Here is an 18,819-nt window from a genome sequence, read left to right as displayed (position 1 = left end):
CGCGGACGCGGATGTGCGGGCGTACGCCAGGCTGGCGTAGTGGTGTTGTGGCGTTGTGGCGTTGTGGCCGGGGTTCCCTTCCCCGGTTACCGCCGTGCCACCGAGTTCCGTACGACGACATGCGTGCCCAGGAGCAGGTGCTCGTCCGGGTCGTCCGGGGTACGGCCGAGGGCGGTGCGTACGGCGAGGCGGCCCAACTCCTCATAGGGGACGTGGACCGTGGTGAGCGCCGGGTGCAGATCGCGGGCGAAGGGGATGTCGTCGTACCCGGCCAGTGACACCTCGCCCGGGACGGAGAGTCCGGCCTCGTGGAGGGCGGTCAGCGCACCGGCGGCGACCATGTCGGTGGCGGCCATCACCGCAGTGAACTCCAGTCCCTGGGACAGGGCTTGACGCATCAGACGGTGGCCCGAGTCGCGGGTGAAGTCACCGTGCAGCCGCAGCGCCGGGTCGGGATCCAGGCCGCGTGCGCGGTGGGCGGCGGTGTAGCCGCGTTCGCGGCCCTGGGCGGTGGTGTGGTCGGGGCGACCGCCGAGGAAGAGGACGCGTTGGTGGCCCTGGGTGAGGACGTGGGCGCACAGGGCGTAGGCGCCCCCCTCGTTGTCGTACTCGATGACCGTCACCGGCGTACCGGGATTCAGCGGCGGTCGGCCGCACAGCACCAGGCGGGAGCCGACGGAGGCGAGGGAGTCGGCGATGCGGGCCGTGCGGGTGCGGTACTCGGGGGTGTCGGCGGTGCCGCCGACCAGGATCACGGCGGCGGCACGCTGGGCGCGCATCATCTCGACGAACTCCAGTTCGTGCGCGGTGTCGCCGTCCGTGCTGCACACCAGGCTGAGATGGCCGAGCCGGGTCGCCTCGCGCTCCACGCCGTGCGCCATGAGCGCGAAGGAGGGGCCGGTGATGTCGTCGAGCACGAAGGCGAGCGTGGGCGTCCCGACACCGGCGACCGCCTTGGCGCGCGCGTCGGCGACGTAGTCCAGTTCACGCACGGCCCGCATGACGCTGGTGCGGGTCGCCGCGCTCACCGGGTAGTCGCCGCCGAGCACCCGGGACACGGTGGACGCGGACACCCCGGCCCGGGCCGCGACATCGCGGATGGTGCTGCGTGTCGCACTGACCCCGGTGCTGCTCTTTCGCGTCATGGTGTGTGCCCCCCTGTCCGTGGGACCTGCGGCAACACATCGGCAACCGGTTCCCGGTCCGGAGGCTAGCAGCGGACGCGAACGGACGGGAGCAGCGGGACGAGGGCCCGGAAACCGAAACTTTCACTCCGGTCCCGAGGATGTCGCGGGCCTCAGGTGCCTCCTGCTGTTCGGTAGGGGTCGGGAAAAGGGAACGGGTTGCCGCCTGCCGGCCCTGTCGGCTAGGCCGATGCCTCGGCAGCCTCCTCCGCCGAAAGGCGCGGACGGGCCGTCGTGGCCCCGAAGCTACGGGCGGTCGCCGGAGTCGGGTCGGCAGGCCGGCGCGTGTGCCAGTCGGTGACCGCCTGGTAGGCCGCCGTCACCTCCAACAGCCGGTCCTCCTCGTACGGTTGGCCGCCGAGGATCGCGCCGACGGGTACGCCGTCGCCGTCGAAGCCGATGGGGAAGCCGATCTCCGGCAGGCCGAGGATGTCGAAGGGGACGGGGCCGGTCTGGAGGACGACGTCGGACGTCGTCAGTATGCCATCCAGAACCTCTCTCAGCAGGTGGTTCTTGGCGCGCTGGGCCGTGATCCACTCGTCGCCCGACAGCATCAGCCCCTGCAGCCAACTCAGCAGCGACACCCCGAACTTGGTGGGATCGGTGCGCAGCCAGTGCCGGAAGGGCTCGGTGCGTTCGGCGAGTCGGGCCGCGTTGAACGTACCGGTGAGCAGGGCCCAGTCGTCCGGGTAGGCGATGTCGACGAGCGTGACGCCCGGGATCGCGTCCAGGCGTGTGAGGAACGCGGTCCTCAACTCCCGCTGGGCGGACAGGAAATCGGCGGGGACACCGATGCGCGTGGCCCGGCGCAGACGTACCTTGCCGTCTCTCGCCACGACCGGGGTCGCGGCGCGGATCAGGTCGGGTACGGCGGGCAGGCCCAGCGTGCGCGGGTCCTGGGCGTCCGGTCCGGCCAGGACCTGGAGCATGATCGCCGCGTCCATCGCGTCGCGCGCGAGCGGGCCCGCGTGGTCGCGGGTGAACGAGAGCGGGATGACGCCGTGGATGGACACGCGGCCCATCGTGGGCTTCAGGCCGGTCAGGTTCTGCTGGTTGGACGGCAGCACGATCGAGCCGCCGGTCTGCGTCCCGATCGACGAGGAGGCGAGCCGCCCGGCCACCGCACAGGCCGGGCCGGTCGAGGAACCGCCCGGGTCGACGGACGGGTCGTCCGGCGTCCACGCGTTGACCGTCGTCACCGTGCCGTTCGGCTTCGTGGCCCGGGTGGTGGCCAGCGGCCCCATCTGCCCCTTGCCGAGCATGAACGCGCCCGCCGACTTCAGCCGGGCCACGGCTGTGGCGTCCGCGTCCGGTACGAAGTCCTCGAAGATGAGGGAGTTGCAGCGAGTGGGCACACCTGCCGTGAAGTAGTTGTCCTTGATGCACAGGGGGATGCCGTGCAGGAGGCGGCGCTTGCCTGCCGGCGTACGGTCCGCTCGCCGGGCCGCCGCACGCGCGTCCTTGGCGGTGACCTCGGCATACGCCTGGTACGTGCCGTCGTACCGCTCGATCCGCTCCAGATACGCCTCGGTCAGCTCCGTCGCCTTCAGCTTCCCGCGCCGTATGAGCACGGCGGCCTCGGCCAGCGTCGCCTCCGACGGGTCGTCGCGCGCGGCCTGCCGTACGTCGACGGCGAGGTCGAGGTCGGAGGCGGGGTCGAGGTTGGGGACGCGGTCGGCAACCGGGGCCGCGTGTGCGGGAGTTGCTGTCTGCAGGGCGATTCCGCCGGTCAGTGCCGCCGAACTCGCCAGGAATATCCGCCGGTTGATGGACCTCTTGAGGGGACTGCTCATGCCTGCTTGCCCGCCTTTCCGGTCCACGCCTCAGTGATGGACGGGTACAGGAGGGGCGGCGAGGCCTGCTGCGCGTACGCCGGGTCGGTGGCGGGCGGGGTCCAGCCGGAGATCGCGCCGGGGGTCGAGGCGACGAACGCCCGCAGGGAGGCGAGGACTTGGGAGCGCGTCGGAACTCCGGTGGCGGGGTCGGCCTGCTCCGGCAGGAGCGACAGATCGAACCCGGCCAACGCCAGCCGGGTCCGTACATAGGCGTCCAACTGGTCCTGCGTGGGCGGCTCGGTCACCAGGGCCTCCGTGATCGGCGTACGGGTTCGTCCCGGACTCCATCACCGGCCCGTGAAGTCCTCATTGAGCCCATGCTTCACGGGAGTTACGCCAAGTTTCGGCATGCGAGCCACGCCGGTCCCAGCACGGGAGTCACGCCGGGTTCAGCGTCCGGGCGATCGACGTGATCGCCGCCGGTCCGACCCGGCAGCACCCGCCGACAATCCGCGCCCCCGCGTCCCGCCAGCCCGTCACCTGACCGGCGGAGAAGGTCGAACTGCCGCGCCAGGCACGGGCGTCGGCGTCCCAGACCTCGCCGCTGTTCGGATAGACCACGACCGGCTTCCCGGTCACCCGGGCCGCCAGCTCGACGGCACCCTCCACATCCTCGGGCACACAGCAGTTCACGCCGACGGCGACGACCTCGTCCGCGTCGGCGGCCAACGCGAAGGCCTCCGCGAGCGGCTGACCGGCCCGCGTCCGCTCCCCGGCCACGCTGTACGACAGCCACACCGGCACCCCGAGCCCGCGCACCGCGCGCAGCATCGCCTCGGCCTCGTCGGCGTCCGGAACCGTCTCCAGGGCCAGCACATCGGGCCCGGCGGCGGCCAGCACCTCCACCCGCGGCCGGTGGAAACGCTCCAGCTCGTCGATGCTCAGCCCGTACCGCCCCCGGTACTCGGACCCGTCCGCGAGCATCGCCCCGTACGGACCGACGGACGCCGCCACCCACAAGGGCCGCTCCGCGTCCGCCCGGCGCGCGGCCTCGTGGGCCAGCTCCACGCTCAGCGCGAGCAGCTCGGCGGCGCGCTCCGGGCCGATGCCACGCTTGGCGAAGCCCTCGAAGGTGGCCTGGTAGCTGGAGGTGATCGCGACGTCGGCGCCCGCCCGGAAGTAGGCGAGGTGCGCGTCGACGATCGCCTCGGGCTGCTCGACGAGCAGCCGCGCCGACCACAGCTCGTCACTGAGATCGTGCCCGGCGGACCCCAGCTGGTTGGACATACCGCCGTCGAGGACGAGGGGGGCGCCGGTGGTGAGGGCGGCGGCGAAGGAGGGGGAGGAGTCGCGGGTGGGGCTGGTCTCGCTGGTCATGGGCTCGACGCTAGCCGACGGCGGACGGGGCGGCTGTATGTGTCCAGTACATGAACAGATGGCCCACATTGTGGGATGGCGAGTTACGATCACGCCCTCCCCACCTGTCCCCACCCCTCCCCACCTGCCCCTCCCCGCTGACCGGAAGTGTCATGACTGCGCCCAGCACCACCGAGGCCGACGAGCCGGAGCTGAACCCGACCGAGACGACCGAGACGGCCACTGCGACCGCGACGGCTGAGAAGCCGCCGCCCGGCCGCCGTACCTTCGGCCTGGCCGCCGCCACCGCGCTCGTGATGGGCAACATCATCGGCGGCGGCATCTTCGTCCTGCCGGCCACGGTCGCCCCGTACGGCTCGGTGAGCCTGCTGGCCTTCCTGGTCCTGTCGATAGGCGCGGTGCTGCTCGCCCTGCTCTTCGGCAAGCTGGCCCGCCGCAGCCCGGTCACCGGCGGCCTGTACGTGTACCCGCGCGACGCGTTCGGCCCCTTCGCGGGTTTCCTGTCGGCGTGGTCGTACTGGACGATGACCTGGGTCAGCATCGCCGCGCTGGCGGTGGCGGCGGTCGGATACGTGGACGTACTGATCCCTCTCGACAACAACCACGCCCTGGGAGCACTGGTCGCGATACTCGCCCTCTGGCTGCCGGCCGCCGCGAACTTCGCGGGCACGCGGTGGGTGGGCGGCGTACAGATCGTGTCGACGATCCTGAAGTTCGTGCCGCTGCTGGTGGTGGCCACGGTCGGCCTGTTCTTCATCGACACGGACAACTTCGGCGCGTTCAACGCGTCGGGCGACAGCGTCCCGGGGGCCCTGGCCGCCTCGGCCGCACTGCTCCTGTACAGCTTCCTCGGCGTCGAGTCGGCGGCGATCAGCGCGGGCGAGGTGGAGAACCCCGAGCGCAACGTGGGCCGCGCGAGCGTCCTGGGCACCCTCGGCTCGGCCCTCGTCTACATCCTCGGCACGGTCGCCGTCTTCGGCCTGGTCCCGCACGACAAGCTGGTCGACTCCGGCGCCCCCTTCGCCGACGCGGTGAACGCGATCACCGGCGGCAGTTGGGGCGGCACGGCCATCGCGCTGGTGGCGGTGGCGTCGATCGTGGGCTGCCTGAACGGATGGATCCTGCTCGCGGCTCAGATGCCGTACGCGGCGGCCCGCGACGGCCTCTTCCCGGCACCGTTCGCGAGGGTCGGCAAGGGCGGGGTACCGGGCTTCGGCGTCCTGGCCTGCGCGGTGCTGGGCACGATCCTGATCGCCTTCAACTACACGGCGGGCCCGGACACCACGTTCCGCGTCCTGGTCCTGATCACGACGTTCACGGGCTGCGTCCCGTACCTCTTCTCGGCGGCGGCCCAGCTGTACTGGCTGGCCAAGGGCACACGGGACCGCGTCCGCCCGGCAGGCCTGGTCCGCGACCTGATCGTCGCCTCCCTGTCCTTCGCGTTCTCGTTCTGGCTCATCGCGGGGGCGGGGTATGCGGCGGTGTATCAGGGGGTGCTGTTCTTGTTCGCGGGGATTCCGGTGTACGTGTGGATGCGGGGGCGGCAGCAGTCGGAGGAACTGGGTGATTCCTCTGCTTCGTCGACCAGGTAGGTGCCACCGGACGTCATACCCGGCACCACCTACCTGTGCGCGCCTTACGCGGCGACGAGGCAGCTGATGGTCTCACCGGGTTGTGTCTTGAACTCCAGGCGGAAGCGGGTGTTGTCTCGCACGTTGGTGGACAGAACTGCCCACTCCGGATAGGGGAGCAGCTTCCAGGGGCTGCAGCTGATCGTCGAACCGTTGGCCCGCTCCAGACAGGAGCGGGCCTCCGTCTGGTACCGGACGTACGTCAGCTGCACGTTGATGTCCAGGCAGCGGTTGGTCGTGTAGTAGGGCCCCACCGCGTTGAAGCCGTCCGGCAGTTCGATCGTCGCCGACTGGGCGCCCCCGTAGCAGCTCACCGCGGCGGAACTGATTCCTGCGCTCGGTCCCGAAATACCCCCCAAGGCCATGGCTGCCACAAGAGCGATCCTCGCCCATTTGCGCATACACACCTCCATCGACAGACCGGATGTTTCAGTCGATGAGAATATTAAATGCTTCATTATGTGCTTTAGGTGTGGATGGTAAGTAATGCCCCCAAAGGTCTGTTGAGGGTGACATTTTGCTCGCCGATGTTCGGCGCAGTAGGCCTTGTTGGCCAGGAACCTCGGCCGCAGGACTCAGGCCGTCCCGTGGTCAGCCTTGGCGCGAGGCGCCGTCCGGCCAGACGACGTCGACAGGCAGGCCGGCTGCACGCGCCTCGATGACGGTGTCCGCGGTGCCGCCGCCCTTGCCGGTCGGGGGCTCGCCGTTCCACACCGCCACCAGGCGGTCAGCGCGCTGGAGCAGCATGCGGTTGGCGTCCTCGTACGCCGATCGGTCGGCCGTGTCGTTGGGGAGCACGAGCACCACGTCGGCGGACTCGGCCAACCGGTCGAAGGTCTCGGCGTGGTCGGGCTTGACCTTGTTCTGCCGGTAGTCCCGCGAGGGAACGACCGCGATCAGACGCCCGCCGAGTTCCAACACGACCTCGGCGAACAGGGAGTCGGCACCCTGGGCGATGCACGACATACCGGTCAGACCGGAGGCGGCGAACGCCTTCAGCGTCTTCCGAAGGGCGTTGCGTACCAGGGGCACACTGGCGTCGGTCAGGTCCATGTGCCCGGTCACGGCGATGGTGGTCACGTTGCTCCCTCAACTGGACAACAGGTCGCGGATCATAGTGCGTGCCTCGCTCACGGCTCGCGAGGAGGCCCTGCCGATCTGCGGGACGGAATCAGCGAACCGGCTGCGGCCGTTGCCTGCGCGCTCACCGCACTGAGCGTTCCAATGCAGCCCGATGATCGGAAACCCACTGACAGGCCGCCTGAATCTGCCTCACCGCCCCTGCGTCACGGAGCCGGGTCATGGCGACGTCACCCGCATCGGCCTGGGCCTCGATGCCCCGCCGGCACCGGTCCTGCCACCACAAGATCGTGGACACGAGATGTCGCCGGTCGGACAACTCGTAGCTGTCGACGATCAGCCTCATGCGCCGGGCTGCCTCCTCGACGTCGGTGACCGAAGGGCCCAGATCGAGGTACTGCCAGCAGACATGAGCGACGTCGTGGATCCGCGCGCCCGGCGCCGCGAGGTCCCAGTCGATGAATGCCGTCGGGCGAAGCTCGCCACTGGACAGCTGATAGACGGTGTTCTTGGGTGACAGGTCGTTGTGACACACGACCTCTTGGTCTCCGGCCGGCGGGGTGCCGGCCGTCAGGTCGTGGAACTCACGCACCAGCCGGGCGACCGTCACCAGACTCTCGTCGGATGACACAGCAGCAGGTTGTCGCGGTTCCCATGCCACATGGCCATCGAGGTAACTGAGGACCTCACGGCCCTCGTCGTCCACACCGAGATACCGCGGAGCACCACTCCAGCGACTGGCTTCAAGCAACCTCAGCAGATCACCCACGAACTTCGTGCGAGCCGAGGTTGGCCGGCGCACCGTGTCCCCGACACGAACGACCGCATTGACGAAACCTCCAGGCAAGGACGACTCGGACATCCGTCCACCCTGCCTGATCACCACCTCCAACGCTCGACAAGTTGTCCCGACGCCTGATCCACCCCCGAGGCAACTCCGCCAGATGATCTACTTCGCAGACCGCCGTCCAGCCATACGGACCCCCGGTCATACAGGCTCGACCGGTCGCAGGAGAGTACAGCGCGGCCCTCGGTCGGGAGCAGGCGAAGTCCCTTGCCGGTGGCGCCGGTTCAGGTCGAGCCGTGCCCTACCGGTCGGCCAGCGGCATCCGGACGACCGCGACCCCGCCTTCCAGATCCACCGTCGTCCGGTTCTGCGGCGCCCCGTCCTCCTCGTCGTCCCGCATGATCAGGGCCGACTGCCTCTCCTTGAGTTCGCTCTGCTCCAGTATCCGGAGCGGGGTCGGTACCGACAGGTCCCGGCCGCCCGGAGTCAGTCCTGAGCCGCGTGCCGTCCACCCCGCCGCCTTCCACTCCCGCCCCCATGCCCCCGAACCTTCCGAGCCGCCGGAATCATCAGCCCCGCCAACAGCCCCACCGCCATCGCGTACGGCCACCAGCCGAACCCCGAACTGGCCGCCGCCGGAGCGGAGTTGGTGTTCGCGTCGGTTGCCGCAGCCGAATCCGAGCCGGCCCCCGCCGTCGCAGACCCCGAGCGGGCCCCCGAACCCGCCGTCGGTGACGCGCTCTTGGCGACCACAGTCAGGACCACGTCGTTGCCGTCGCCGCCCCGGTAACTGATCCGGTACGTCGTGGCGCCGAGCTTCAGTGCGGTCCCCTCCTTCAGCCTGCTGAACGCACCCGTCGTCTTCGCCCGCCCGGTGTGGTTCAGCACCGTGATGGTGCGCGCGGAGCCAGAAGCCGCACCCGCCGCCGACAAGTCCAACGCCCCCGCCAGCCGCACCGCCCCGCCGACCTTCAACGGCCGCTCCCGAAGCACCAGTTGGCCCTTGGCGTCCTGCGTGTATCCACCCGTCACCGTCAACCCGCCCGCGACCACACCCTCGTTGGTCACCGAACCCTTCACCGTCCCCGAGCCGGTGAGCGTGGTTCCCACACGCAGCCCCGCTGTGCCTACGTCGAGCCGCGCGCCGGCCGCCGTCAGTCGAATCGCCTTGCTGCTAGCCAGAGTTGCCCCACCCCGCAGCGCCAGCGTCCCCTTCGTGACCGTCGTGATTCCGCCGTACGTCACTCCACTGCCCGTCAGCGTTGTCGTCGCCGCGCCCGACTGGGTGAACGAGCCGCTGCCGCTCACCCGCGACAGCGTCACCGCCTTGCTCGTGTTCCGTACCACCAACGAGCCGTTGTTCACGACCTTGTAGAGCGAACCCTTCGTGTACAGACCGCCGTCGCCGCCCGTCTTTCCGCTGCCCAGCCGCAGCACCGCGCCCTTCTCGACCGTCGTCGAGCCGTCGTAGTACTGCACCGCCGCGAACGTGACGTCGTTGCCGCGCGTCCCCTTGATGACGATGTCCCCGGCGCCGGGCGCGGACAGCGTGTCGTGGAATCGGCCGCCGCCTATCGGGGCACCCAGCGTCACCGGGCCGTTGTAGTCGAACGTCAGGAGCGAACGCGACCTCGCCGCAAGCAAGTTGATGTAGACCGTCTCTGCCGTACCCGGCATGAAGATCTTGTTCGTCGTGCCGTCGCCCCACTGGACGTTCGCGCCCTTGATGTTGGTGCCGCGCTTGTTGACGTTCTTGCGGGCCGGTGTCCAGTTGAGGGCGGGGTCGCTGAGCGACGGGTTGGTGTCGCCGCCCTGGTTCGACCAGCTGTACTGGCCGGTCAGGACCACCTTCGAGCCCGGGCGGGACTGGACGTTGATGTCGCTGCCGTACTCGCGCTGGTAGAAGTCCATCCCCATGGTGACCGTCTGGCCGAGCGGCGTGTCGACCGTCCACGTGCCCTGGTTCAGGACCTTGCGCACACGGGGGAGCGACGTCGCGAACTCCGGTCGTCCCGCGTTCACCTGGGTGCCGTTGTCGATCACCCCGGAGAAGGAGTGCGTGCCCGAGAGGTCCCAGGTCCCCCAGAGGAAACGGGGTTGGGTCACTAGCCCGCTGCCGCTGATCGTGCCCAGGTTGTACGCGCTCTTCAGGGACAGGCGCAGAGTGCCGTCGACCCTGATGTTGTCCTGGTTCAGGCGGAACGCCGGGGTGTTGTACGGGAAGTGGCCGATCAGGCCGGTCGTACCGCCGTTGCCGTACTGGAGCGTGGCTCCCCGTTCCACCGTCACCGCCGGTGGGTCGGGGTTCGTCACCGTGACGTACGGGTGGTTGCCGCCGGGGATGCTCACCTGCTGGCCCTGCCGGGACCTGGGCAGCGTGAAGTCGCTGTCCCTCGTCAGGATCAGGGTGCCCGTGCCGCGCACGGTGAGGGTGCCCTCGCCGCGGAAGACACCGTCGTACGTCGTCGTCCCGGCGGGCACCCTCACCACCGTGTCGCCGGTGAGGGTGACGTCCCGGCCGGCGAGTACGTCGGCGGTGGCGTCCCGGGAGCCGGCCGCCGAGGCGGGCGGGGCGCCGAGCAGGAGGGCGGTCATCGCGAGGGCCGCGGCAGCCGTCACCATCCTGTGGGTGGGAGCGGCGGCGGGGCTGGTGATGGGGGAGTGGCTGTGCACATCTCCGGAGACGGAACGGACTCCCGGGTAATAACAGAAAGTTGATCGGCAAGTAGGTCGGTCGTTTTGGTCTCTCCCGACCCGTTGACCTTCCCGTAACACACGCTTACCTTTTCGGCGTTCGGAATGGCAGATCTTGTTCGTAATTACGAACGTTTCTCGTGTCAACCCCCCAGATCCGCACACACGCCAACATCTCGTGCCCCACCCCCGAGAGGCAGCCCGAATGAGCCGCGCCCACCATCATCCGCCCGAAGACTTCTCCCCCTCCGCCAGGAGAACCCTCCTGAAGGGCGCCCTCGCCGCCGGCGCCCTGGTGACCGTTCCCGGCATCTCCGGCACCGCCGCGCATGCCGCCACCGCCCTAGCCGGCACCCCATGTGCCCCCACCACCCCCTACGTCAACCCCCTCGTCCGCAACCGCGCCGACCCCCACATCCACCGCCACACCGACGGCCGTTACTACTTCACGGCCACCGCCCCCGAGTACGACCGCATCATCCTGCGCCGCTCCCGCACCATCCGGGGGATCGCCACCGCCGACGAGTCCGTCATCTGGCGCAAGCACGAGACCGGGGTCATGGGCGCGCACATCTGGGCGCCGGAGATCCATCACATCGACGGCAAGTGGTACGTCTACTTCGCCTCCGCGCCCGCCGAGGCCATCTGGGACATCCGGATCTGGGTCTTGGAGAACGCCAACCCCAACCCGTTCAAGGGGACTTGGGTCGAGCGCGGCCAGCTGAAGACCGCCTGGGAGACCTTCTCCCTCGACGCCACCACCTTCACCCACCGAGGCTCCCGCTACCTCGCCTGGGCGCAGCACGAGCCCGGCATGGACAACAACACCGCCGTCTGGCTGTCGAAGATGGCCGACCCCCTGACCCTGACGGGCCCTCAAGTCAGGCTCACCACCCCGGAGTTCGACTGGGAGCGCATCGGCTACCGGGTCAACGAGGGGCCGTCGTTCATCAAGCGCAACGGCCGGATCTTCATGTCGTACTCGGCGAGCGCCACCGACTTCAACTACTGCATGGGCCTGCTGACCATCGACGCCCGCGCCGACCTCATGGACCCGGCCAACTGGACCAAGTCCCCGACACCCGTCTTCACCAGCAACGACACCACCAAGCAGTACGGCCCCGGCCACAACTGCTTCACCGTCGCCGAGGACGGCCGTACCGACGTCCTCGTCTACCACGCACGGCAGTACAAGGACATCGTCGGCGACCCGCTCAACGACCCCAACCGGCACACCCGGGTGCAGAAGCTCGGCTGGAACACCGACGGCACCCCGGACTTCGGCATCCCCGTCGCCGACACGCAGGTCGATTCACCGAATCCGAAGGAGAGTGTCTGATGAGACGTGTGTACGCGGTCCTCCTTGCCCTCTGTCTGGCGCTGGCCGGCGCCCTCGCCACCGCCGGACCCGCCCAGGCCGCCGCCGTGACCATCCCCAACGGCACCCAGTTCACCGACACTTCGGGCAGCCCCGTGCACGCCCACGGCGGCGGAGTCATCAAGGTCGGCTCCTACTACTACTGGTTCGGCGAGCACCGCAACGCCGACAACACCTTCCAGTACGTGGACGCCTACCGCTCCACCGACCTGAAGAACTGGGAGTTCCGCAACCACGTCCTGACCCAGTCCAGCGCCTCCGAACTCGCCACCGCCAACATCGAGCGGCCGAAGGTCATGTACAACGCGGCCACCGGCAAGTACGTGATGTGGATGCACAAGGAGAACGGCGCCGACTACAGCGAGGCCCGTGCCGCAGTCGCCGTCTCCGACACCGTCGACGGCAACTACACCTGGCAGGGCAGCTTCCGCCCGCTGGACACCCACATGTCCCGTGACATCACGGTGTTCGTGGACACCGACGGCACCGGCTACATGATCTCGGCGGCCCGCGAGAACTACGACCTCCAGATCTACAGGCTGACGGCCGACTACACCGGCATCGACAGCCTGGTCGCCGACCCCTGGCACGGCGGTCACCGCGAGGCCCCGGCCCTCTTCAAGCGCAACGGCGTCTACTTCATGCTGACTTCGGGCGCCACCGGCTGGAGCCCCAACCAACAGCAGTACGCCACCGCGACCAGCATCACCGGCCCGTGGACCGCCATGGCGAACGTCGGCGACTCGACGACCTACGGTTCACAGACCGCGTACGTCCTTCCCGTGCAGGGGAGTTCGGGCACCTCTTACCTCTACATGGGTGACCGCTGGGGCAACTCCTTCGGCGGGACCGTCAACGACTCCCGTTACGTCTGGCTGCCGTTGAGCTTCCCGACCACCACCACGATGTCCATGTCCTGGTCCCCGGAGGTCACCGTCGACACGGCCACCGGCACGATCACCGGTACCAGCGCCACGTACAACACGCTGATCGCCCGGCACTCGTCCAAGTGCGCCGACGTCACCAGCCAGTCACTGTGGGCGGGCGCCCAGATCAAGCAGTACACCTGCAACAGCGGCAACAACCAGAAGTACTGGTTCAAGTCGGTCGCGACCGGCTACTACCAACTCATGGTCCGCAACAGCTCGTTGTGCGTTCAGGAGAACGCCAGCACGGTCACGCAGGAGAACTGCAGCTCCTCGGCCACCAACCAGCAGTGGTCGCTCACCACCACCGGCTCCTACGTCAACGTCGTCTCCCGCGCGAGCGGCGAGTGCCTCGACGTGAACGGCGCGTCCACCGCCGACTCGGCCGCCATCATCACGTACACATGCAACAGCGGAACGAACCAGCAGTGGACACGCGGCACATGACGGGCCGACCGCGCCCCGAAAGGGGCGCGGGGAACTGCGCGACCAGCCCCCACCGGCCCGCGGCCAAAGAACCGCCCATCCAGCGGAGCGCTCAGCTCAGGTCAGCAGATCGAGCGCGTCGATGGAGGTACCCGCACTGAGATAACTCGTCGACCCCGACCCGCTCACCACGTTGATCTTCAGCACGTTGTACTGACTGGTGTCCGTCAGCCAGGCGGACGCCGGCACGCTGTACGTGAACGTGTTGTTGTTCCCCCGATACGACCCGTTGGTCAGCGACCGGGTGTTCGGCTGGGTGGGCGGGGACGGGATCGCCGACGTCCAGGTGTCGTTGACGACGACCTGCGGGCGGCCGTTGGCGTAGGCCGTCGTCACGCCGATGCGCAGGGTGTGCGCGGCGGCGGCCTGCGTCGCGGTGAGCTTGAAGTACACCAGCAGGCCGCTGTTGACGTCCTTCCAGATGTAGCAGGGGAAGGCCGAGGTCTCGCTGCCGCTGCCGATCACCACGTTGCCGGTCCAGGCGGCGGCCCGGACGTCCGACGGATGCGCGTACGTCATCAGGTCGGCGTTCTTGAAGCCGCTCGGGGTGCCGTTCCAGTCGTTGATCCGCCAGATCGCGCTCGCGTTGCTCGGGTCGTTCGAGGACGGGATCGCGATCGAGTTGAGCGTGGTCGTGCCGCCGGCCGTGACCGTCACCGACGTGGTGTACACCGCCAGTTCGCCCTTGAAGACGGTCAGTGTGTACGTACCCGGAAGAGCGCCCGTGATGGAGAAGTAGCCGTCGGAGGCGCGAGCCGAAGCCCAGTACTGCGCCGCCGAGTTGGCGATTCCGACCGTGTACGCGTACGCCGTGTTGCGCCCGGTGATCCCGACGCCCGCGACCCGGCCCCGGCCGCCCGCCGCGACGTAACCGGAGATGCCGAGCGAGTCGGCCCACGAGGTGGTGAGCGTGCCCGGGAACAGCGACGAGGAGGGCGTGCCGCCGTCCGTGAAGGCGAGGACGTACGGGCCCTGGAGGCCGAAGCGCTGCTCCTCGGTCTGGTTCTGGCCGTAGTACAGGATCTCGTACAGACCGCCGCCGTCCGCGCTCTGGTGGCGCAGGAGGGAGCGGTAGAACGGGCCGCCGGATGCCTTCTCGTGGTTGCTGCGCACGACGTACAGGCCGACGCTGCCCGTCGTCCAGCCGACGTAGTTGTAGTCGATGACGCGCAGCTTCGAGTAGTGCTTCGAGCGGGTCTGGCCGTCGGACTTCGCGAAGACGTCCGAGGCCTCGATGGTGGTCGGCGCGTAAGTGTAGGAATCGGGCTCGTCGTTGAGGAACAGGCCCGCCTTGACGCGCAGGATGAACCGCGTCGCCGAGACCGAGGTGTCGGCCTTGTTGGTCCACACGTAGACGTTGTTCTCGCCGCTGCGGGCCGCGTAGTAGTGCTTCAGCGTGCCGTACGTGACGCTGACCAGGATCGTCGAACCGGACTGCGTGATGGTCACGGTGGAGGTGCCGAGGCCGGACTCGATGTGCGAGTTCATGCCGCCGTATCCCTGGTACTCCGTGCCCCGGTAGACCAGCGAGGACAGGTCGCCGTTGGACTTGCGGACCTTGAAGACGAGGTTGGCGCCGGTGTCGATGACGTAGTTCGTGCCGTCGTCGGTGTAGCCGAAGGCCGCCGCCCGCGCGGTGCCGGGGAGGGCGAGTCCGGCGGCGGTGGCCGTGGCGCCGAGGACGAGCGCACGGCGGCCGAGGCGGGTCCCGGAACCGGGACGTCTGTCGTTGGCTGCGGATGAGGACATGTGGGGGTGCCTCCTTCGGAGGTGTGGGGGTGTGGGGGTGTGCGGGTGCGGGTGTGGGTGCAGCGGGTTGTGGGGGGTGTGGTTTTCGGAAGAGTGACAGTTGAATCGATTTCGCGAAAGGGCTTTCGTCGTAAGGAAGTTGGCAGTTGTGTGAAATCGTGCACGCATCTAGAAAGCGCTTGTCGGACGATGTACGGTCCTGCCGCTGGGCCTTGTCGAGCGACGGAGGACTGCTGTGGGAACCGCGATGAGACGTTTCAACCGTGCCGTGCTGGCAGCCGTGACCCTGAGCACCGCCACCACCCTGGCCGCCGCACCCGCGGAGGCCCACGACCGTCCCGCGCACGCCCTGGGCATCGACAACTGCGCAGCCACCGCCTGTCACTTCGACGTCGCGCCCGGCACCTACGACGTACGGGTGCTGCTGGGAGGTGAGGCCGCCGCCAGTACGGCCGTCGGCGGCGAGACCCGGCGCGCGCTCCTCCCGGAGACGGCCACGGCGGCAGGCGAGCGCGTGGCCCGCAGCTTCACCGTCAACGTCCGTACGCCCGAGGGCGAACCGACCGGTCCCGAGGGCACCCCCGGCCTCGACCTGGTCCTCGGCGGCTCGGCGCCGGCCCTGGCGGACATCCGGGTGACCCCGGCCGGACGCCACACCCGGCAGATCTTCCTCGTCGGCGACTCGACGGTCTGCGACCAGCCCGGCGACCCGTACACCGGCTGGGGCCAGCAGCTCCCGCAGTACCTCCGCAAGGGCCTGTCCGTCGCCAACTACGCGGATTCCGGGGAGAGTACGGTCACCTACCTCGCCAACTCCGCGCTGTTCCGGACCGTTCAGCCGCTGATCCGCCCAGGCGACCTGGTCCTCGTCCAACTCGCCCACAACGACAAGCAGACGGACGAGCCGACGTACCGCGCGAACCTGGAGACACTCGTCGCGGGTATTCGTGAGCGAGGGGGGAAACCGGTACTGGTGACCCCGATCGTGCGCCGCTGGTTCAACGCCGACGGCACCCTGAACAACGGAACCGCCCTGCTGGTCAACGGACTTGGCGTCGACCACCCGGCGGTGATCCGTGCGGTGGCGGCGGCACAGGGGGTGCCGCTGATCGATCTCACGACGAAGACGAAGGCGCTGGTGGAGTCCCTCGGGGTCGAGGGTTCCAAGGCGCTGTACCTGTACAACGAGAAGCGGGACAACACGCATACGTCCGTCCATGGGGCCACGGTGTACGCGGAGTTGGTGCGCGATGAACTGGTGGCGCAGCGGTTGGTTCCGCGGGGCGGGGTGCGGTGAGCGTTCCGCGGGATAGGTGGTTCGTTGGCTGCGGGGCGGTGGGTGCTGGTCGCGCCCCGCGGCGGAGCCGCAGATCGACACAGCCCCGCGCCCCTTACAGGGCGCGATACCGCGTCCTGCTTCGCGAGGGCCGCTTGGACGGCCCGCAGAACTGACGGCCCGGCCCGCCAAAAGCCCCTGGGGCGTCCCGACCGGAACCGGGGCGCTCCAGGTTCGACGCCACGCTGTGACTACTCGGGTGCCGCGACCAGCCGTACGGCGAGCCCCGTGAACACCGTGCCGCTGAAGACGTTGAGGCCGCGGGCGATGCGGCGGCTGCCGCGCAGTGCCGACGAGAGGCGGCCGGAGAGCAGGCCGACCGAGGCGTCGACGGCGAAGCCCATCAGGACCAGCGTCAGGCCGAGCAGCAGGAGCTGCCAACTCACGTGTCCCAGGGACGGGTTCACGAACTGCGGCAGGAACGCCACGTTGAACAGGATCATCTTGGGGTTGAGGAGATTGGTGACCGCGCCCTGCCAGAAGGCCCGCCGTCGGCCCGGACCGGAGGGACCTTCCACCGACGGACTGTCCTCCTCGGTCGCCAGAGGTGAGCGGTCGCGGAACGCCTTGACCGCGAGGTAGAGGAGATAGGCGGCGCCCAGCCAGCGCAGTACGTGGTACAGCACCGGGAGGGTCGTGAAGAGCGCCGACAGGCCGAGTGCGGCCGACACCGCGTGCACCAGGGCACCGGCCGCCACTCCCAGCGCGGCCAGCACTCCGGTGACCGGGCCGCCGCGTCCGCCCATGGCCACGATGAACATCATGTCGGGGCCGGGGGCGACGCAGAGGGCGAGGGCGGCGGCGAGGAAGGCCGCGTACAGAGAGAGATCCACCATGGCGGTCATGCTCTGCGGTACGCGGCGATCCGGCGATCGAATTTCGCGGGTCGAGACGCCCCATGCGCTGTCGGCGTGGCCGGGTCAGAGGGCCAGGCGGGCGATCCGCAGCGTCGCCGTGGTCGGGGACGCGCCGTTCAGCGGGGTCGCGTACGACGGGGTCACCGGTGCGTACGCCCAGGTCAGTGAGCCGTTCTTCAGGACCGCTATGTCGCCCGTGATGCGCGCCTGCACGACCTTGTCCGGCGTCTTGTACACGCCGTTCCAGTCGATCAGCCGCAGATGCGTGCCCGTGAACGTGCCGGTGCAGGTGCCGCTCGCGCACTTGGCGTTCTTCAGGGACTCCCAGGAGACCAGCAGCCGGTCCTTGCCGTACGGGGCCACGCGGACGTTGACGTGTTCCGTACCCGGCGAGTTCGTCAGGTAAATCGCCTTGCCCGCAGGTGAGTTGCGGTTCTTGAGGAACGACACCGCCGCCTGGTGCGTGCTCCACCTCGGCTTCACCGTCCAGCCCCGGCCGCTCGCGTCGTCCGGGTTCTTCGCGGCGGAGGCCGAGCCGCGCGAGCCGTATGCGGTGGCGTAGCGGCCCGTGGACGACTTCACCAGGTCACCGGTGCGGCCCGCGTACGTGCCGCCGCAGTAGCCCGCCCAGCACTGCTCGCGCTGCACGGCCGGGGCGTTGTCGGGGGCGCCGATGCCCGTCGACACGAACAGGCCCGAGCGCCAGTCGTCGAAGCAGAGGGAGGTGAAGTCGCCGGTGCTCTCGGCGTGCAGGGCGATGCCCTCGTTGTGGGAGCAGCCCCAGCCCCAACCGCCGCTGAGCTTCGCGCCCTTGGAACCGATGTACGACAGCTTGTCGCCGAAGTGGCCGTCGGCGAAGCCGCCCGCGCCATGGACGACGAAGTAGGCGCCGTACTTGGTGCCGTTCCAGGTGAGCTGGCCGTCCAGGGTCGGCGAGGTGTCGTTGGACGCGGTGCCGGTGAGCTTGGTGCGCCAGGCCTCCTTGCCCTGGGAGAAGCGGACCAGGGCCGCCGCCGTGTCCTTCCACTTGTTGGTGTCGGCGACCCGGGTGAGCAGCGCGAACCCGTCGTTGTGCGCGACGAGCCCGCCGACCTCCTTGGCGCCCTTGACGACCGCGTCGCCGCCCGCGCGCTTCCCGGCCGAGGTCAGCGGGGTCACGTGCACACCGTCCGAGGCCGGCCAGGCGACCCGCATCGTGCCGTTGGGCGCGACCGCTGTCGCCGTGCGCGTCCACTCACGCGTGTTGTTGTAACCGGCCGACTGGTAGGGGAACTTGGCCGGCAGGGTCACGGAAGTGGTGGTGACGGCGAGAGTGGGCGCCGCCGTGGTCGCCGCCCCGGCGGTCGCGTACCAGGCACCGGCGAGCAGCCCGGCCGCCGCGAGACCACCGATCAGGGGCTTGCGAGCCGCGTGGGTGCGGCGGTGGGCGGAGGCACGGGGGAGTGGTGCTGAAGTCATGCCTGTCTGTTGCCGGGGGGTGGCGAAAGGTTGCCGCTGGATCGCACGGGTTTTTCGCAGACGGATCGGACGGGTTTTTCGTAGCAGCGCGGGTACGGTTC

The 18,819-nt window shown here is 69.2% G+C and carries 15 protein-coding genes and 1 pseudogene; 4 read left to right on the top strand and 12 right to left on the bottom strand.

The annotated features are described in order from the left end of the window. Positions 1 to 86 precede the first annotated feature (86 nt). From ACWDR4_RS09570 to mmuM, 4 genes are all read right to left on the bottom strand, one after another. The gene (locus ACWDR4_RS09570) at positions 87 to 1,145 is read right to left on the bottom strand and encodes a LacI family DNA-binding transcriptional regulator (RefSeq protein ID WP_450406104.1); all 1,059 of its coding nucleotides are present in this window, start codon (positions 1,143 to 1,145) and stop codon (positions 87 to 89) included. Positions 1,146 to 1,366: 221 nt separating this feature from the next. Continuing rightward, the gene (locus ACWDR4_RS09565) at positions 1,367 to 2,977 is read right to left on the bottom strand and encodes an amidase (protein WP_450406102.1); all 1,611 of its coding nucleotides are present in this window, start codon (positions 2,975 to 2,977) and stop codon (positions 1,367 to 1,369) included. Then, positions 2,974 to 3,264 (bottom strand): hypothetical protein, encoded by a 291-nt coding sequence (locus tag ACWDR4_RS09560; protein ID WP_450406100.1) that lies wholly within the window; start codon positions 3,262 to 3,264, stop codon positions 2,974 to 2,976. The genes ACWDR4_RS09565 and ACWDR4_RS09560 overlap by 4 nt, the downstream gene beginning before the upstream one ends. A 133-nt stretch (positions 3,265 to 3,397) precedes the next feature. Continuing rightward, entirely contained in the window at positions 3,398 to 4,336 is a 939-nt protein-coding gene (gene mmuM / locus ACWDR4_RS09555; protein WP_450406099.1) for a homocysteine S-methyltransferase, read from the bottom strand. A gap of 152 nt (positions 4,337 to 4,488) precedes the next feature. On the opposite strand from mmuM, the gene ACWDR4_RS09550 reads away from it, so the two are divergent. Beyond that, on the top strand, positions 4,489 to 5,928 hold the full coding sequence (locus ACWDR4_RS09550; RefSeq protein WP_450406096.1) for an amino acid permease: 1,440 nt from the start codon (positions 4,489 to 4,491) through the stop codon (positions 5,926 to 5,928). A 44-nt stretch (positions 5,929 to 5,972) separates the two neighbouring features. Here ACWDR4_RS09550 and ACWDR4_RS09545 read toward each other — a convergent pair whose 3' ends face one another. The 5 genes and pseudogenes from ACWDR4_RS09545 to ACWDR4_RS09525 all read right to left on the bottom strand — a co-directional run bounded on the left by ACWDR4_RS09545 (position 5,973) and on the right by ACWDR4_RS09525 (position 10,456). Then, the gene (locus ACWDR4_RS09545; protein ID WP_450406094.1) at positions 5,973 to 6,281 is read right to left on the bottom strand and encodes a hypothetical protein; all 309 of its coding nucleotides are present in this window, start codon (positions 6,279 to 6,281) and stop codon (positions 5,973 to 5,975) included. Between the two features lie 277 nt (positions 6,282 to 6,558). After that, positions 6,559 to 7,047, bottom strand: coding sequence for a hypothetical protein (locus ACWDR4_RS09540; RefSeq protein WP_450406093.1), 489 nt, complete (start codon positions 7,045 to 7,047; stop codon positions 6,559 to 6,561). Between the two features lie 124 nt (positions 7,048 to 7,171). Then, positions 7,172 to 7,678 carry a phosphotransferase family protein gene (locus tag ACWDR4_RS09535; RefSeq protein ID WP_450406090.1) on the bottom strand — a complete coding sequence of 169 codons (507 nt, stop codon included), beginning with the start codon at positions 7,676 to 7,678 and terminating at the stop codon, positions 7,172 to 7,174. 457 nt (positions 7,679 to 8,135) lie between these two features. Next, a pseudogene (locus ACWDR4_RS09530) lies at positions 8,136 to 8,273 on the bottom strand (DUF6191 domain-containing protein); the annotation flags it as partial. 47 nt (positions 8,274 to 8,320) lie between these two features. Continuing rightward, entirely contained in the window at positions 8,321 to 10,456 is a 2,136-nt protein-coding gene (locus ACWDR4_RS09525) for an autotransporter (protein ID WP_450406216.1), read from the bottom strand. Between the two features lie 277 nt (positions 10,457 to 10,733). On the opposite strand from ACWDR4_RS09525, the gene ACWDR4_RS09520 reads away from it, so the two are divergent. Together ACWDR4_RS09520 and ACWDR4_RS09515 are read left to right on the top strand one after the other, a co-directional pair. Next, positions 10,734 to 11,867: a family 43 glycosylhydrolase gene (locus tag ACWDR4_RS09520; RefSeq protein WP_450406087.1), complete on the top strand. Its 1,134-nt coding sequence runs from the start codon at positions 10,734 to 10,736 to the stop codon at positions 11,865 to 11,867. Further along, positions 11,867 to 13,279, top strand: a complete 1,413-nt coding sequence (locus ACWDR4_RS09515) for an RICIN domain-containing protein (RefSeq protein ID WP_450406084.1) — start codon at positions 11,867 to 11,869, stop codon at positions 13,277 to 13,279. The genes ACWDR4_RS09520 and ACWDR4_RS09515 overlap by 1 nt, the downstream gene beginning before the upstream one ends. A 96-nt stretch (positions 13,280 to 13,375) precedes the next feature. On the opposite strand, the gene ACWDR4_RS09510 is transcribed toward ACWDR4_RS09515, so the two are convergent. Next, on the bottom strand, positions 13,376 to 15,067 hold the full coding sequence (locus ACWDR4_RS09510) for a rhamnogalacturonan lyase B N-terminal domain-containing protein (RefSeq protein ID WP_450406083.1): 1,692 nt from the start codon (positions 15,065 to 15,067) through the stop codon (positions 13,376 to 13,378). A gap of 247 nt (positions 15,068 to 15,314) precedes the next feature. Between ACWDR4_RS09510 and ACWDR4_RS09505 the strand changes: the two genes are divergently transcribed. Next, positions 15,315 to 16,364 carry a rhamnogalacturonan acetylesterase gene (locus ACWDR4_RS09505; RefSeq protein ID WP_450406080.1) on the top strand — a complete coding sequence of 350 codons (1,050 nt, stop codon included), beginning with the start codon at positions 15,315 to 15,317 and terminating at the stop codon, positions 16,362 to 16,364. A gap of 230 nt (positions 16,365 to 16,594) precedes the next feature. Here the strand turns inward: ACWDR4_RS09505 and ACWDR4_RS09500 are convergent, their stop codons facing one another. Together ACWDR4_RS09500 and ACWDR4_RS09495 are read right to left on the bottom strand one after the other, a co-directional pair. Further along, the gene (locus ACWDR4_RS09500; protein WP_450406077.1) at positions 16,595 to 17,239 is read right to left on the bottom strand and encodes a LysE family translocator; all 645 of its coding nucleotides are present in this window, start codon (positions 17,237 to 17,239) and stop codon (positions 16,595 to 16,597) included. An 84-nt stretch (positions 17,240 to 17,323) separates the two neighbouring features. After that, a complete protein-coding gene (locus ACWDR4_RS09495) occupies positions 17,324 to 18,718 on the bottom strand; it encodes a hypothetical protein (RefSeq protein WP_450406075.1) in 1,395 nt (464 codons plus the stop codon). Positions 18,719 to 18,819: the final 101 nt, after the last annotated feature.

The organism is Streptomyces sp. NPDC000878, from assembly GCF_053599695.1.
The sequence above is the reverse complement of the archived record's forward strand: the minus strand, read 5'-3'. Positions and strand labels throughout refer to the sequence as shown.

Bases quoted from the DNA above. Each gene is read 5' to 3' on its own strand.
- ACWDR4_RS09515 (WP_450406084.1), top strand. From the start codon at position 11,867: ATGAGACGTGTGTACGCGGTCCTCCTTGCCCTCTGTCTGGCGCTGGCC.
- mmuM (WP_450406099.1), bottom strand. From the start codon at position 4,336: ATGACCAGCGAGACCAGCCCCACCCGCGACTCCTCCCCCTCCTTCGCC.
- ACWDR4_RS09505 (WP_450406080.1), top strand. From the start codon at position 15,315: ATGAGACGTTTCAACCGTGCCGTGCTGGCAGCCGTGACCCTGAGCACC.
- ACWDR4_RS09520 (WP_450406087.1), top strand. From the start codon at position 10,734: ATGAGCCGCGCCCACCATCATCCGCCCGAAGACTTCTCCCCCTCCGCC.
- ACWDR4_RS09495 (WP_450406075.1), bottom strand. From the start codon at position 18,718: ATGACTTCAGCACCACTCCCCCGTGCCTCCGCCCACCGCCGCACCCAC.
- ACWDR4_RS09570 (WP_450406104.1), bottom strand. From the start codon at position 1,145: ATGACGCGAAAGAGCAGCACCGGGGTCAGTGCGACACGCAGCACCATC.
- ACWDR4_RS09525 (WP_450406216.1), bottom strand. From the start codon at position 10,456: ATGGTGACGGCTGCCGCGGCCCTCGCGATGACCGCCCTCCTGCTCGGC.
- ACWDR4_RS09510 (WP_450406083.1), bottom strand. From the start codon at position 15,067: ATGTCCTCATCCGCAGCCAACGACAGACGTCCCGGTTCCGGGACCCGC.
- ACWDR4_RS09550 (WP_450406096.1), top strand. From the start codon at position 4,489: ATGACTGCGCCCAGCACCACCGAGGCCGACGAGCCGGAGCTGAACCCG.
- ACWDR4_RS09565 (WP_450406102.1), bottom strand. From the start codon at position 2,977: ATGAGCAGTCCCCTCAAGAGGTCCATCAACCGGCGGATATTCCTGGCG.
- ACWDR4_RS09500 (WP_450406077.1), bottom strand. From the start codon at position 17,239: ATGGTGGATCTCTCTCTGTACGCGGCCTTCCTCGCCGCCGCCCTCGCC.